An 11,258-nucleotide genomic window follows, 5' to 3' on the forward strand; every position below is an offset into this window, starting at 1 on the left:
GCTGAAGGACGCGCACGAGGCCCGGGTTGCAGCCCGGCGAGAACTACGCCAGGATCCCCTATAACCCCTCCCGCGACTGATGGGTATTTAAGACCCGATCTGGTGCATTTTCTCTGACACACCTCGAACGCGCCTACGCCTGGGCCTGGATCGCCACCGCCAGCCCCACCCACTTCCTGCTGATCCGCAAGCACCGCAAGACCGGCGAGCTGGCCTTCCACTACTGCTTCGTGCCCGCCGGTCAGCCGGCCACCCTGGCCCGCTTGATCGCTGCCGCCGGGCTGAGATGGCCAGTGGAAGAGAGTTTCGAGTTCGGAAAGGACCTGTTCGGCCTGGACCAGTCCCAGGTACGCCTCTACGAGGCGTTTCTGCGGCACCTCGTGCTGGTCATGGCTGCCCTGGCGATCTGCGCGGCCAGCGCTGCGGCCGCCCGGCGCCGCACCGACACCCAGGCCCCGCCACCACGACGGCCCGATCAGCCGCCACCCATCGACCCGGGCATGATCCCCGTGACGGTCGCCGAGATCAAGCGCATGTTCAACGCTGCGACCGCAGCGACACCCGCGCTGCTGCACACCGCCCACTGGTCAATCTGGCGACGCCGACATCAGGCTCGGGCCCGCTGGTTCCACAAACGCACCCGCCTGGCTACGGCATAACCCACAGCTCAGCTCACGAATGGTGACTGCCGTACCAGGGCACTGTCCCGCCTGATAACGGGAGCGCATTGCAAGCAGAGAGCGGCTGGACGCCGCGTGACCGTCATGGGACTTTCACGAGAGGAACAGCAGGCACTCGATGAGCTAGAGGAGTGTCTGGCGTTTGATGATCCCGACCTCGACGCCATGCTCGCCGGGCCACATGGAGGCAACGGCGCCGGGCCACCGCACCCCGCATGGCGGCCCGCCATGCCGGAGGGTGCGTGGGTGCTTCTTGTGGGTCTGGCTTATATGGTTTTCCTGATCGGCGTGGTGATGCTGCTGAAGACCGGCGAAAATCCCTGCCCCGGCACGGCGGGCATCCCCTGTGAAGGGCGTTCCGGGACACCAACCCGCTGAGAAGCGGTACGCTCTCCCGCTCAGGAGCCCGACAATCCGCGCCAGGACTGCCACTACGCCATGGTGGAACACCTTTCCGGTGCGACTTTCGGATCTTTTTGCCCCATCATGACTTCGCGGCTCCACGGAAGCGGCTGCCGTACGTGGAAGTCGTGGGAGGTGCTACAGGACAAGGTGACCCCGGTAGAACGTGTTTGCCTGGAGCCTTCCGGACCGTGCTCAGCGCTGCCGCCAGCTCCCGGCAATCATCGAGAGACATTTGGACGCTTGCGGATGTTGCGACCCTGGACAGCAGGACTACGGACGCCGCCCACGCCATGCTCACTTTCGCCCGCCGCACCACCCCATCCGAAGGGGGTCCGGCAATGGTGCGGGCCCGTGCCGAGCAGTTGCCGTTTCCCGACGCCAGCCTCGATCTCATCACCGCGACCCTGACCTGCCGGCACTGGCACGACGTACGCGCCGGCCTGGCAGAGATCGCCCGTGTCCTGACCGCGGACGGGCTGTTCGTCTTCGCCGACGTAGACCCCCTGGCACCCCGGCGTCGCTAGTGGCGGCGCTCTGAGCGCGGCGGCCGGCATCTTATGGACAAGACGACGGGCCTGCGCGTGATCGAAGACCGGCCTGTTCCCGGCTGCGGCCCCCTGTTGCCGCGCCGCCTGTCGGTGGCGGGCCGTTCCTGAAATGGGTGTCAGACAGGCTGTCGGCCAAGCAAACAACTACTGGAAATTGAGCGGGGGCGCGACATGAAGCAGGTCATCGACCTGCGCCCGGTCTATCACCGGCTGTAGGAACGCATCCGCGCGCACGTCATCTTTCGATCCGCATCATTGAGACCATCACCGGCTCAACCTGGAGGCGCATCCGCGACGAGTTCGACCTGCTCACCATGGTCGCCTTCACCGCCCCGACCGGCACCTTCCGCCAGCGCGCCGAGCTGACCAAGCCCCAGCGCGACATCCTGGCCAAACTCGACGTCCCGGCTCCGAAGAAGATCGCTGAGGCCATGCCCGTTGCAGACGCCTGACAGGCATACCACCCACGCCTAGGACACGCCGCATCAGTGTGCCCGCAGGCTCTTCCGCAGCTCACGACCCTGATTCATGTGCCTTTCTCTCTGCACATCTGCGGAACGCGGGCATCAGCTAAGGCTGTACACCTGCAGATTTACGGGTAGGAGAGGAATCTGTTGCATATCTGAGCCCGTTATACCTATGGAGGGCCGGAGCATGGATGAATGGGTCATCTGGATAATCCTCGCTGTTGTTCTGGGCGTGGCCGAGATCTTCACCCTCACCGCTGCGCTCGGGCTGCTCGGCGCCGCTGCCCTGTTGACGGCCGCTACCGCAGCGCTCGGCCTGCCCATCCCGCTACAATTGCTGGTCTTCTCGCTGGCGTCGGTGGCTGGGCTGATCGTGGTCCGCCCGATCGCGATGCGTCATATCCGCCAACCGCAGTTGCGCCGGTTCGGCATCGAGGCGTTGGTCGGCAAGCCCGCCTATGTCGTCTCCGAGATCACCGGACGCGAGGGCAGGGTGCGCATCGAAGGCGAGGAATGGTCCGCGCGCGCCTATGACGAGACGCTGGTCATCCCCACCGGCGTGACTGTCGACGTCATCGAGATCGAGGGCGCCACCGCCCTCGTATACCCTCGGGAGTGATCACATGGAGTTGCTGATCGTCGGCGTGGTCATCGCCCTCTTCATGGTGATCACTGTGCTCAAGGCGGTACGCATCATCCCGCAGGCAAGGGCGCGCAACGTCGAGCGGCTCGGCCGCTACCGTCGCACGCTGAAGCCCGGCCTCAACTTCGTCATCCCGTACATCGACCGCGTCTACCCCGAGATCGACCTGCGCGAGCAGGTAGTCTCCTTCCGCCCGCAGCCCGTCATCACCGAGGACAACCTCGTCGTCGAGATCGACACCGTCCTGTACTTCCAGGTCACCGACCCGCGCGCGGCCGCCTACGAGATCGCCAACTACATCCAGGCGGTCGAGCAGCTCACCGTCACCACGCTGCGTAACGTCGTCGGCTCCATGGACCTGGAGAAGACCCTGACCTCGCGCGACACCATCAACAGCCAGCTTCGCGGCGTCCTCGACGAGGCCACGGGCAAGTGGGGGCTGCGCGTCAACCGGGTCGAGATCAAGGCCATCGACCCGCCCAAGACCATCAAGGACGCGATGGAGAAGCAGATGCGGGCCGAGCGTGACAAGCGGGCCGCGATCCTCAACGCCGAAGGCCAGCGCCAGTCGCAGATCCTCACGGCCGAAGGCGACAAGCAGAGCCGCATCCTGCGGGCCGAGGGCCAGCGCACCGCGGCCATCCTGGAGGCCGAGGGCCAGTCGAGCGCCATCGACCAGGTCTTCCAGGCCGTGCACCGCAACGACCCGGACCCGAAGCTGCTGGCGTACCAATACCTGCAGATGCTGCCGCAGCTCGCCCAGGGCGAGGGCAACACGTTCTGGGTGATCCCGAGCGAGGTCACCTCGGCGCTGCAGGGCGTCTCCAATGCCTTCACCGAGGTCCTGCCCCGCTCGGCGGCCACCCGCGAGGAGGTCACCGACGCTTCGGCCGCCGACGAGGAGGTGGCCAAGGCATCGAATGCGGCCGCCGAAGCCGTCGCCGACGCTCAAGAAGCCGAGAAGGCGGGCCCGCCCCGCCAGCTCGGCGCCGCCGCACCTGAGCCTTCGCCCTTCCCCGACCTGGAGAAGGACCCGCACAAGGCCGAGCTCTGATATCAGGCGCTTCTGAGGTCTGGCGGCGGCCCTGGTCGACGATCCCCACGACGAGGTCGACCTGTGGGCGATCACGGGCCGGGCCGTCGCTCGTCCGTCACGTTTGTCTGGGTCTACTTCGCGGTAAAGGCCGGCAGAACAGTCAAACTCGAACGTTGACGCGCGAGGGCGGATCTCCGGGCAGGGTTGCATGTTGATGCTGGCGGCCGAACGGCCGGTGTTGCTTCTGGTCAATCGAGGCCGGCCATGTGCAGCAATAGGGCGATGCCGGAGATGGCCAGGATGACGGCGATCAGCATGATGACCCCGGCGGCCAGGAGCGCGCGGCGCCATCCGGCGATGGCCTGGTGGCGGGCGCGTGGGCTGGTGTCGTGGTGTGGTTGCGTTTGGGACGTGCCACAAGGCGACGGTAACAGGCGTGGGCGCGCGCCTGGCCGGTTGTGGTGTGGCCTCGCAAGGAGAGTGTCGGCTTCGGTGATCAGGCTTGCTGCCCGATCAGCGCGGGATGGCGTTGAGGACTTCACGGGGGTGGACCTGCAGTGGAGCCGTTTCGTACGGTAAGCGCCTTCCAAGGTCAGCCGAGTGCCGAACGGGGCCTGTGTGGGTCGTTAGTGTACCTTCCCGCGCTTCGGCGGGGAGCTTCGCGATGTCCACGAGGCCCATGGTAGGTGCCCGCCGGGCCCCAATCTGGCCGGGAACAAGATCAACCCGGCTGAGCCCGGTCGCGGCCTCAGTGACCCGTTTAACCCATCTGACCTGCGGATACTAACCATTACGCGAGAGGCAAGCTCGAATACTGTGACTTAAGGTAATGACGTGATCACGTATCGCTCGCTCGTCTGTCCGGCGCGGTGGCTGGTCGTGCTCGCCGCGTTCTGGGTGGGCGCGGCATTGTGGTCACCCGGCTCCCATGCCTTCGCGGCCGAGCCGGTTCCGGTGGCCCCGGCTGTCCATCTCGGCGAGGAATCCAGTACCGACGGGACCGGCCTGCGCTGCCCGCAGTGCTCGCCCATGAAGCGGCCGCGTGCCACGGGAAGGTCGGCGTCCGCAGCGCCCGCCGGCGGACCGCCTGCGCACACCGTCAGGGCGGCACAGACCATGGCCCAAGAGGTCCCCACACGAGGAGCCGGGCACGCAGAGCGCCTGGTCCTGCTGAGCATCTGGCGCGTCTAGGCCTGCGGTACTCCCCCCGACCGCCGGTCATCCGCACCAAGCTCTCGGAGGGTACTTCGCCATGCGCGAAACCGACGTGTTCTCGGAAATCTGGACGTTCTTCTGCCAGCACTGCTCGCACATCTGGCAAGACGAGTACGAAGCCCACCACCTCGACGACGGCCACGGCGGCGACACCGTGTCCTGGCGCTATCGCGGTCTGCACAGCATGCCGCCCTGGGCCCACGCGACCTGCGTCAACTGCGAGCCGGGAATGGTCAAGGTGATGCCCGCGCTACCACGCCAACCCTGAACCCTGGTCGTGATCACGAAAGTTGCGTGAGGAAGATGTAGCGGGCGTCCGGCCAGCACGCGGCGATCCGCTCGTAGGCGAAGGCGTGGGCCGGGGTTTTGTCCACGATGTGCCGTTTGCGCAGAACGCACCAGTTCGCGGTGGAGCACAACAGGTGCTCCAGGTCGGCCCGGTTGTGCCCGAGCGCGGTCATGGCCTTCTCGGCCAGGCCGGTGCCGAAGTCCACGCTCAGCCGGCGTACGTGCAGCTCGTGCGGCGCGTGCAGGTCCGGGTGAGCGTTCAGTATCGAACGCAGCAACGTCGAGCCGGACCGGACGGGCGAGATGAAGAACACGGGGCGGTGAGCAGGCGATCCACCAGGGGGTCGGCAGGGGGCCGGAACGGCACGTCGGTGGTCTTCTTCGGCTTCTCGGCGGGTGGGCCGGACTTTGCCACCTGCTCGATGCGAAGGCCCGCGTGCCTGGCCAGCGCGCCGGTGATCTTACGCTGCCACTTCATGGTGAGGCAGAGTAGCGGCCCTATCTGGGGGTTGACTGACAATCAGCAGGGCCACGGGCACACAACGCCCGTGGCCCTGCTGACGCCATGCGATCCCCGTCGCGCTACTCGCGGCGCTTGCCGTACAGGCCCGTCGCCAGCGACACCCCCAGCGCCGCCAGGGCAACTTGGATGCCCAGCTCAATCCAATCGATCCCCGCGGTGTCGGCCACCCCCAGCCCAGCCGCGATGCCGGTGCCGATCAGAGCCGCGCCCACCCCGATCACCAGCGTCAGCCAGATCGGCATGCGCTGCCGGCCCGGGACGACCAAGCGCCCTAAGGCGCCGATCACCAAGCCGATGATGAGTCCGGAAATGATGCCGGTGATCTCCACGCTGCCACGCTCCCGAACGTTCGGCGATCTGCCTCCGCCCGGAACAACGCCCTAGCCCTCCCCCGGGTTCCTGCTCCGTTGCGATCAACCACGTCGCGATCAATCAAGGGGTGCCGGGTTAGGCCCGCATGCGGCCAAGGAGGGCGGGCAGCAGCGCGGGGTCCTCGTGCGGGCCAAGATGCCCCAGCCCCGGCACGGCCACCACGTCGGCGCCCAGCAGAGCGCGGGCCGACCTGCCGATGCAGGCGGGCGGATAGAAGCGATCCTCGGCGCCGGTGGCCACGACCACCGGTGTGCCTTTCCAGTGGCGCACGATGGGTTCGGGCAACGGCGACGGAGCCAGGCTGGTGCGGCTGTGCCGGGCGACGAGGGTCATCCACTCCGCCAGCATGTGCTCCGCGCCGGTCAGCCCGCGTGACTGGCCGCTCATGTACCGCAGCAGGGCCTTACTGCGCTCGGAAGTGGGAGCGGCCAGCCAGGGCAAGGTGACGCCGAGCAGCACAGGGGTCAGACGGGCTCGGCTCAGCCCGGCCGGGGATACCAGCACCAGGCCGCTGATCTGCGGCCCAGGGTGTGCCGCCAGGGCCACGGCTGCGCCCAGCGAGTGTCCCACCACCACGACGGGCTCGGCGCTCACCTGGCCGACGACCTCCGCGACCCAATGCCCGTAGGCGGCCAGGCGTTCCTTCCCAGGCCGCTGTGGAGCGCTTAGCCCTGGCTGGCCCGGCAGATCGGCCATGATCACCTGATGGTCGGGCAGCAGGGCGTCGGCCACCTCCAGCAGAGTCGCGGCGCAGAAGTTGGTGCCCGGCAGCAGCAGCACGCAGGGGCCCCGCCCGGCGATGACCACCGTCGCGTCCCCCAGGCTGGTCTGCAGCGTGCGCATCCGGTGCCGGGTCGTCCAGGAGCCCAGCCGGTCCCGGCACCAGTCGCGGACCCGCCGCTCGCCGGCAGGTGAGGTGTAGATCGTCGGAGAGGTCACAGGGAGCCTTTCCATACGGGGGCGTCGGGCCAGATCGCCGACCAGCCTTCCCGGCTCACCAGCCACCCGAGGCCGCCCATCATCGGCGTGCCCGTGGCATCCCGCCACCCTGGCAAAGATCGCCGTCCCCCGCAACTGAGACCTCCCCTCGCAGTCCGCACGTTGCCCGAGAGAAGCGGTGTTTCAATGGGTGCCGCTGAGAAGTGCGCCATAGGTCGCCGATCCTGGCCCCAGCCCCAAATTGGCTTTACGTGACGGCCGCGACTCAGCGTCTTTCGGGCTCAGCCGGCTCGCCCCCTGCGTGAGTCGGCATCGGCCATCCTGGCAGCTGGCCCTGGTCAGCTCGACGATCTTGGCGTCGAGTCGGTTCACCACCGCTTCCCGCCGTCAGCGCTGGGATTGCAGGGCTCGGCCAGGGCTTGCTGCCAGAGGCGGATCACGGCGTTCACGTCGCCGGCGACGTCGCGGTCGGCCGGGGGGGTCGAGCAGGGCGCCGTGCAGTTGCGCCTCGATGCCCTGGCCGGCCAGCAGGGCGTTCAGTTCGGGATCGGGGCCGCCGGCTTCCAGACGGCGCAGTTCGGCCGCGGTCCGCCCGGGGTTTGCCGGTATGGTCGCGCAAGTACAGCGGCCGGGGCGGTGACGGGCGCCGGGGCGGAGTAGCGGGGCGGTGTGCCGACCGCGTCTGTCACCGTCAGGGCCGAGCGCGCTGGCCTGGCGCGTCGCTGGGCGCCACGCTTGCTGGCCGCCGTGACCGGGGCGTGCCTGGCCCTGGCTTTCCCCGCCGTGAATGCCTGGTGGTGGGCGTGGTTCGGCCTCGTGCCGTTCCTGCTCCTGGTGGCCGGCGCCGGGCAGCCGCCGACGCGGGCGCCGACCTGCTGGTGAACGTGGACGCCGCGGATTCCTCCGGCCAGATCACCAAGTCGGCCCGCCAGTACACGCCGGACGGGGTCGTGGACACCTACGTCAAGCAGCGACTGGTCCCATTCGGCGAGTACATCCCGCGGCCGGTGCTCGGCTGGATCGCTGGGCCTACCGAGGCGGCCGAGAAGGACCGGATCACCGGGGCCGCGCCGGCCGTGTTCGAGGTGGCCGGCCGCCGGGTGGGTCCGCTGATCTCGTATGAATCGACCTTCCCGGACCTGTGGCGCGGCCTGGCCCACAGGGGCGTGGACGTGACGATCATCCAGGGTTCGCTCATGACGTTCCATGGGAGCTGGGCACACGCGCAGCAGGCGAGCTTGGAGGCGCTGCGGGCGGTCGAGTCCGGCCGGCCGGCGGTGCTGGTCGAGCTGGACGGCACCTCGGCGGCGTTCGACCCGCGCGGCGCCCGGCTGGCCTGGTTCCCGCCCGAGTACCGCGGCGCGTTCGTGGTGGACGTGCCGCTGTCGGTCGAGGAGACGCCGTACGTGCGGCTGGGCGACTGGGTGCCCGCCCTGGCGGGCGGGATCGCGCTCGGCGCCGGGGCCGCGGCAGCCGCCCGGCGGATCACCGGCATTGACTGATCGAAGCCTGCGATGCCACCACGACTCCCATCGACGATAACTTTGGCGCGGCATGCTTCAGCTTCCTGCTCTCGCTGCTGGCGATGCCGGTGGGCACTTTGACAGGTTGACAGGCTCGGCATTCTTGTCAGCCACGCCTTCCCGGCCACTCCGGGCGGTCCTCGACAGGCAGCGTGCGAGAGGCGGCGCGGTGGCGGACGGCGACGTGGGACCGCCGTGGTGGAACCCACAGCGCAGCGGCGCTGATGACCGCCGAGAAGATCAGCAGGATGCCCGCCAGGATCTCAAGCAGCACGATGATCGACATGAAGACTCCCCCGCCCTCGCCTGGACCTGCGGCCATCAGGACGAAGGTCTTCCCGCACCCTCCACGTCAGCCATACCGCGACAGCCGGACCGCGGCGGCCAGGTCACAGCGGGAGGGCCATCCTGCCGGGCCTCCCCCAGGCATGGAGACCGTGATGACGGCCGGGATGTCGGACGGCGGGTACTCCCCTTGCGTGCTTCTTCCACTATCGGCCCAGTTTGCGACGCCGGTCAAACGCTTGACGATGGCCCCAAGGGAGCCGCCGAAGTGGAGCTGACCAGGAGCTTCGCCTAACCTGGAAGGGCGAGGGGAGTACTTCCCAAGAGCCGGCCCGGTCAGTACGGGCGTGACCTCGTCCCCGGGCGGCCGCCCGCAAGGTGGTGGGTGAAGGAGACCTCGAACGGCCCTGTAGCGTTCGAGGAGGTTCCATGCCCGCCCTTACGAGACTGATGACGGCTGCTCCGCTGGAGACGATCGCCTCGCCGCAACTGTGGGCGATCACCGTTGGCTGCCTGGCGCTGCTGCTGGGCGCGGACTTCATCGTGACGCGGCGCCCGCACGAGGTGCGGATGCGGGAGGCGGTGGGGTGGTCGGTCTTCTACCTGGCGCTTCCTCTGCTGTTCGGCCTCTACGTGTGGGGGGCGTTCGGGCCGCAGGCGTCGGTGGAGTTCTACACCGGGTACGTGGTGGAGAAGTCGCTGTCGGTGGACAACCTCTTCGTGTTCATGCTGCTGCTCTCGGCGTTCGCGGTGCCGCGCGAGCGGGCCCAGCGGGTGCTGCTGTACGGCATCATCGGGGCACTGGTGCTGCGCGCGGTCTTCATCGCCTTGGGCGCGGCCGCGCTACAGAGCGGCACCTGGGCGTTCCTGCTGTTCGGCGCGATCCTGATCGTCACCGCGTGGAAGATCCTCGCCGATGCGCTGAGCGGCAAGGAGCAGGAGGTGGACATCTCCTCCATGCGCTCGGTCCGCCTGGTGCGGCGTTTCATGCCGGTCACCGGCGACTACCGCGGCTCCCGCCTGGTGGTCCGCGAGGGCGGTCGGCGCGCCCTGACCCCGCTGGCGCTGGCCATCGTGGCCGTCTTCGCCACCGACATCGTCTTCGCGGTCGATTCGGTGCCCGCGGTGTACGGCGTGACCGACGACCCCTTCCTCGTCTTCGCCACCAACGCCTTCGCCCTGCTGGGCCTGCGGGCGCTGTACTTCGTGCTGCTGGGCGTGCTGGAAAAGCTACGGCACCTCAACCACGGGCTCGGCGTCATCCTGGGCTTCATCGGGCTCAAACTCCTCCTGCACTGGGCACACGGCATCTGGCCCACAATCCCGGACATCCCCACCCTGGTCTCGCTCGCCATCATCATCGTGGTCCTGACGACCGTCACGATCACGAGCGTGCACGCCAACCGCCGCGAGACCCGCCGCGATGTCCAACGTGCCACCGTCCCACCCTCGGACGGCTAACTTGCGGGGTGCTCGATTGCATAGCTTGAGGAGCGTGTCCCGGCTACGCGCCGGTCTCGAACGCCGATCAGATCACGTTCTTACCGAAGCCCGAACCAGCATCCTGCGCCGCTTGGCGAGATCCGCCTCCAGCTCGCGCAGCAGACCACCGATCCGGGCCGCTCCGGCGACAGCGGCCTGCACATCAACGGACGCCGACATTCCCGTCATCACGGTGACCGCGTCGCCATACGCGTGAACCAGTGCAGCCAGCGCGGCCTCCAGCTCTTCCCCCTTCGCCGGCGTGCCCGGCACAGCAGCCATGCCCATCAGACCTCATCCTTCCTCGCTGCCTAGAGAGGAATATCACTCTAAGTATGGAAATGATCACTCTAGGTAGATGGAGCCCAGATAGATCATCCACTACTTCGGGGGAGAACATCAATCATGTCCACGACACGGGAAGGACCGTTCTGACCGCAGTTGAGTCGGATCAGGAGGTGCCGGGGCTGCAGGGGGCGGCTGCTCATCATGGCGGGGAAAACCCCCCTCACACCACGGATCAGGTTCCGCTGCGGGAACTGCTCGGGGATCAGGTGCTGGACCTACTGCTGGAGCGCCCGAAAGACGGCAAGGGCGGGCTGCGGCTGACCGGCGCGGGCTCGATGCTCTGCGAGTTGGTCAAGGCGGTGCTGGAGCGCGCGCCGGAGGCCGAACTGACCGCGCATCTGGGCTATGGCAAGACGATCCAGTCGGGGCGGGCAGCGGCAACTCCCGCAACGGCAAGATCGGCAAAACGGTGCAGACCGGGGTCGGGCCGGCTGGCCGTGCCACGGGATCGGGCCGGCACCTTCGAGCCGGTGCTGCTGCCCGGGCGCAGCGGCCCTCGCCACG

14 protein-coding genes and 3 pseudogenes are annotated in these 11,258 nt (G+C 68.1%); 12 read left to right on the plus strand and 5 right to left on the minus strand.

Annotated elements, in window-relative coordinates; all coding sequences use genetic code 11:
- Positions 1–125: 125 nt before the first annotated feature.
- The 8 genes and pseudogenes from ACTWQA_RS51415 to ACTWQA_RS51450 all read left to right on the plus strand — a co-directional run.
- Positions 126–659 (plus strand): annotated as a pseudogene (locus tag ACTWQA_RS51415) (IS701 family transposase); the annotation flags it as partial.
- 105 nt (positions 660–764) lie between these two features.
- A complete protein-coding gene (locus ACTWQA_RS51420; protein ID WP_443166167.1) occupies positions 765–1,058 on the plus strand; it encodes a DUF3040 domain-containing protein in 294 nt (97 codons plus the stop codon).
- 215 nt (positions 1,059–1,273) lie between these two features.
- Positions 1,274–1,609, plus strand: a complete 336-nt coding sequence (locus ACTWQA_RS51425) for a class I SAM-dependent methyltransferase (protein ID WP_443166125.1) — start codon at positions 1,274–1,276, stop codon at positions 1,607–1,609.
- Between the two features lie 162 nt (positions 1,610–1,771).
- A pseudogene (locus ACTWQA_RS51430) lies at positions 1,772–2,085 on the plus strand (IS1634 family transposase); the annotation flags it as partial.
- 202 nt (positions 2,086–2,287) lie between these two features.
- Complete coding sequence (locus ACTWQA_RS51435; protein WP_443166126.1) at positions 2,288–2,719, plus strand: NfeD family protein; 432 nt, start codon at positions 2,288–2,290, stop codon at positions 2,717–2,719.
- A gap of 4 nt (positions 2,720–2,723) precedes the next feature.
- Positions 2,724–3,797, plus strand: a complete 1,074-nt coding sequence (locus ACTWQA_RS51440; RefSeq protein ID WP_443166127.1) for an SPFH domain-containing protein — start codon at positions 2,724–2,726, stop codon at positions 3,795–3,797.
- 816 nt (positions 3,798–4,613) lie between these two features.
- Entirely contained in the window at positions 4,614–4,970 is a 357-nt protein-coding gene (locus ACTWQA_RS51445) for a hypothetical protein (RefSeq protein ID WP_443166128.1), read from the plus strand.
- A gap of 61 nt (positions 4,971–5,031) precedes the next feature.
- The gene (locus tag ACTWQA_RS51450; protein ID WP_443166129.1) at positions 5,032–5,262 is read left to right on the plus strand and encodes a hypothetical protein; all 231 of its coding nucleotides are present in this window, start codon (positions 5,032–5,034) and stop codon (positions 5,260–5,262) included.
- 13 nt (positions 5,263–5,275) lie between these two features.
- On the opposite strand, the gene ACTWQA_RS51455 is transcribed toward ACTWQA_RS51450, so the two are convergent.
- The 3 genes from ACTWQA_RS51455 to ACTWQA_RS51465 form a co-directional block, all read right to left on the minus strand.
- Positions 5,276–5,596: a sulfotransferase family protein gene (locus tag ACTWQA_RS51455; RefSeq protein WP_443166130.1), complete on the minus strand. Its 321-nt coding sequence runs from the start codon at positions 5,594–5,596 to the stop codon at positions 5,276–5,278.
- 268 nt (positions 5,597–5,864) lie between these two features.
- Positions 5,865–6,134 (minus strand): GlsB/YeaQ/YmgE family stress response membrane protein, encoded by a 270-nt coding sequence (locus ACTWQA_RS51460; RefSeq protein WP_443166131.1) that lies wholly within the window; start codon positions 6,132–6,134, stop codon positions 5,865–5,867.
- 118 nt (positions 6,135–6,252) lie between these two features.
- Entirely contained in the window at positions 6,253–7,116 is an 864-nt protein-coding gene (locus tag ACTWQA_RS51465) for an alpha/beta fold hydrolase (protein ID WP_443166132.1), read from the minus strand.
- A 669-nt stretch (positions 7,117–7,785) separates the two neighbouring features.
- Here ACTWQA_RS51465 and ACTWQA_RS51470 point away from each other — a divergent pair.
- Together ACTWQA_RS51470 and ACTWQA_RS51475 are read left to right on the plus strand one after the other, a co-directional pair.
- Positions 7,786–7,998: a hypothetical protein gene (locus ACTWQA_RS51470; protein WP_443166133.1), complete on the plus strand. Its 213-nt coding sequence runs from the start codon at positions 7,786–7,788 to the stop codon at positions 7,996–7,998.
- A 2-nt stretch (positions 7,999–8,000) separates the two neighbouring features.
- Positions 8,001–8,618 (plus strand): nitrilase-related carbon-nitrogen hydrolase, encoded by a 618-nt coding sequence (locus ACTWQA_RS51475; RefSeq protein WP_443166134.1) that lies wholly within the window; start codon positions 8,001–8,003, stop codon positions 8,616–8,618.
- Between the two features lie 127 nt (positions 8,619–8,745).
- Here the strand turns inward: ACTWQA_RS51475 and ACTWQA_RS51480 are convergent, their stop codons facing one another.
- Entirely contained in the window at positions 8,746–8,925 is a 180-nt protein-coding gene (locus ACTWQA_RS51480; protein ID WP_443166135.1) for a hypothetical protein, read from the minus strand.
- Positions 8,926–9,353: 428 nt separating this feature from the next.
- On the opposite strand from ACTWQA_RS51480, the gene ACTWQA_RS51485 reads away from it, so the two are divergent.
- Positions 9,354–10,385: a TerC family protein gene (locus ACTWQA_RS51485; RefSeq protein ID WP_443166136.1), complete on the plus strand. Its 1,032-nt coding sequence runs from the start codon at positions 9,354–9,356 to the stop codon at positions 10,383–10,385.
- Positions 10,386–10,457: 72 nt separating this feature from the next.
- Here ACTWQA_RS51485 and ACTWQA_RS51490 read toward each other — a convergent pair whose 3' ends face one another.
- The gene (locus tag ACTWQA_RS51490; protein WP_443166137.1) at positions 10,458–10,694 is read right to left on the minus strand and encodes a hypothetical protein; all 237 of its coding nucleotides are present in this window, start codon (positions 10,692–10,694) and stop codon (positions 10,458–10,460) included.
- 335 nt (positions 10,695–11,029) lie between these two features.
- Between ACTWQA_RS51490 and ACTWQA_RS51495 the strand changes: the two are divergent.
- Positions 11,030–11,230 (plus strand): annotated as a pseudogene (locus ACTWQA_RS51495) (transposase); the annotation flags it as partial.
- Positions 11,231–11,258 lie beyond the last annotated feature (28 nt).

Source organism: Nonomuraea sp. 10N515B (genome assembly GCF_052245915.1).
In the GTDB taxonomy this organism is placed as follows: domain Bacteria; phylum Actinomycetota; class Actinomycetes; order Streptosporangiales; family Streptosporangiaceae; genus Nonomuraea.

Bases quoted from the DNA above. Each gene is read 5' to 3' on its own strand.
- ACTWQA_RS51420 (WP_443166167.1), top strand. From the start codon at position 765: ATGGGACTTTCACGAGAGGAACAGCAGGCACTCGATGAGCTAGAGGAG.
- ACTWQA_RS51435 (WP_443166126.1), top strand. From the start codon at position 2,288: ATGGATGAATGGGTCATCTGGATAATCCTCGCTGTTGTTCTGGGCGTG.
- ACTWQA_RS51440 (WP_443166127.1), top strand. From the start codon at position 2,724: ATGGAGTTGCTGATCGTCGGCGTGGTCATCGCCCTCTTCATGGTGATC.
- ACTWQA_RS51450 (WP_443166129.1), top strand. From the start codon at position 5,032: ATGCGCGAAACCGACGTGTTCTCGGAAATCTGGACGTTCTTCTGCCAG.
- ACTWQA_RS51480 (WP_443166135.1), bottom strand. From the start codon at position 8,925: ATGTCGATCATCGTGCTGCTTGAGATCCTGGCGGGCATCCTGCTGATC.
- ACTWQA_RS51485 (WP_443166136.1), top strand. From the start codon at position 9,354: ATGCCCGCCCTTACGAGACTGATGACGGCTGCTCCGCTGGAGACGATC.
- ACTWQA_RS51490 (WP_443166137.1), bottom strand. From the start codon at position 10,694: ATGGGCATGGCTGCTGTGCCGGGCACGCCGGCGAAGGGGGAAGAGCTG.